This window comes from Pseudomonas sp. NBRC 111140, from assembly GCF_001320885.1.
GTDB lineage: Bacteria > Pseudomonadota > Gammaproteobacteria > Pseudomonadales > Pseudomonadaceae > Aquipseudomonas > Aquipseudomonas putida_P.
Window position 1 is genome coordinate 1 of record NZ_BCBQ01000190.1, and the last position, 1,763, is coordinate 1,763.

General features: G+C 58.3%; 2 protein-coding genes. Both read left to right on the forward strand.

Going from position 1 to position 1,763, the window contains the following annotated elements; translation table 11 throughout:
• Positions 1 to 253: hypothetical protein (locus APH42_RS30355; protein WP_218187666.1), on the forward strand; the 253-nt coding region annotated here is incomplete at its 5' end.
• Positions 254 to 580: 327 nt separating this feature from the next.
• Positions 581 to 1,763: retention module-containing protein (locus tag APH42_RS28805; RefSeq protein ID WP_082421484.1), on the forward strand; the 1,183-nt coding region annotated here is incomplete at its 3' end.

The window sequence follows — 1,763 nt, forward strand, 5'->3', positions numbered from 1 at the left end:
TTCCCATGAGTGGGGCGGCAGTATTGGCGCACCCGCGCAGCATCTCTTTGATTTGCGACAATTCGCTGCTCGTGGTGTATGCACAATTGAAAACCTGTGCGGCTTGAGCGTGCAACGCATTCGCGATTCAACCTGCTTTCAGTCCGCTGGCAAGCCGCAACCCGGCAAGGTTTGTGCTTTATGGACATGCAGTGCCGGGGCGATTGACAGTGGTTTGAATGTTGATGCCAATAACACTGACCGCGCCCGATGAACGATGGCCTCGCCGCATCATCCATGGCGGCCCAGGTGTGTAAATAAGTACCTGGATCGAGGGATAAACAGGCTTTAGATGATGTACGACATTTGTCCTTGAGAAACGCTTGGCTAAGGTACAAATATCAATGTGACATTACATTGCCGATTGTTTAGGATGGCATGTATAAGGTCAATAGTTTGGCAGTTAAGCAATTCCAAATAGTTATAGACGGAATATTGACGTCAAAAAACGTCAAGAGATCATCTACATAGTTCCGCCTGAAGTGGCTAGCAAGCGCCGCTCTGGCAGGGAAGTACCCCATCGGGTCACACGGAGAGTCCAATGAGCAGCGTTGTAGCCATCGTCAAAAGTATTGTCGGCCAGGTTATTGCGGTATCCCCAGAGGGCATCCGGCGTGTACTCATCGAGGGTGACCGTCTATTGACCGGTGAAGAAGTGCTCACTGGTCCTGGTGGCGCGGTTACTCTGGAACTGGCTGATGGCCGTCTGCTCGATCTGGGTCGCGATAGCCAATGGAGCGCTGAAGCACCTGACAGCAGCACCGATCTGAGCCAGGCGACTGCCCAGGCTGCGCCGTCGGTGGAAGAGCTGCAGCAGGCGATTGCTGCGGGTGTCGACCCGACTACAGAGCTTGAAGCTACCGCAGCTGGCCCGTCGGCAGCGGGCGGTGGTGGTGCGCTGGGCGGTGGTCATAGCTTCGTGATGCTCGAAGAAACGGCGGGCCGGGTCGACCCGACGGTTGGCTTCCCGACTGACGGCTTGGGCTTTGCCGCTGCGCTCGATAGCGAGGAAGTGGGCCTGCTGGACACCAACGGCAACAACCTGGTGATCCCACCGACGACGGACACCAACGTTGCTACGGACCTGATTCTTGGCGCTACCCCTTCGATCAGCGAGGCGGGTGGCGTAATCGTTTATACCGCCACGGTTGGCCAGGCACCGACCACCAACCTGGTCGTTACCCTGTCCAATGGTGCTGTGATCGTCATTCCGGCCGGGCAGACCAGCGGTAGCGTCAATGTCGTGGTCCCGGCGAATGACACCCCATATATCGACGGTGGCCAGATTTCGGCGACCGTGACAGGTAGCACCGGTGGTGGCGGTCTGACGGTAACATTGCCGCAAACGCCTGCGGTTACCCAGGTGACGGATACCATCGACACCACCACGGCTACCCTGACTGCGTCGCCTAGCGTGACCGAAGGTGGCGTGATCACCTATACCGTGACCCTGAGCAACCCTGCCCAGACTCCGGTAACCGTGACCCTGTCCAACGGCCAGACCATCACCGTTGAAGCGGGCAAGACCCAGGGCAGTGTCGACTTCCAGACCCCGGCCAACGACGTCTACAACAACGGCTCGACCGTCAGCGTCACCATCGAGACCGCCACGGGCGGTAACTTCGAGCAGCTGACCCCGAATCCGACCCCGGCTCAGACCACGATCAACGATTCGGTCGACACCACTACCGCGACCCTGACTGCGTCGCCTAGCGTGACCGAAG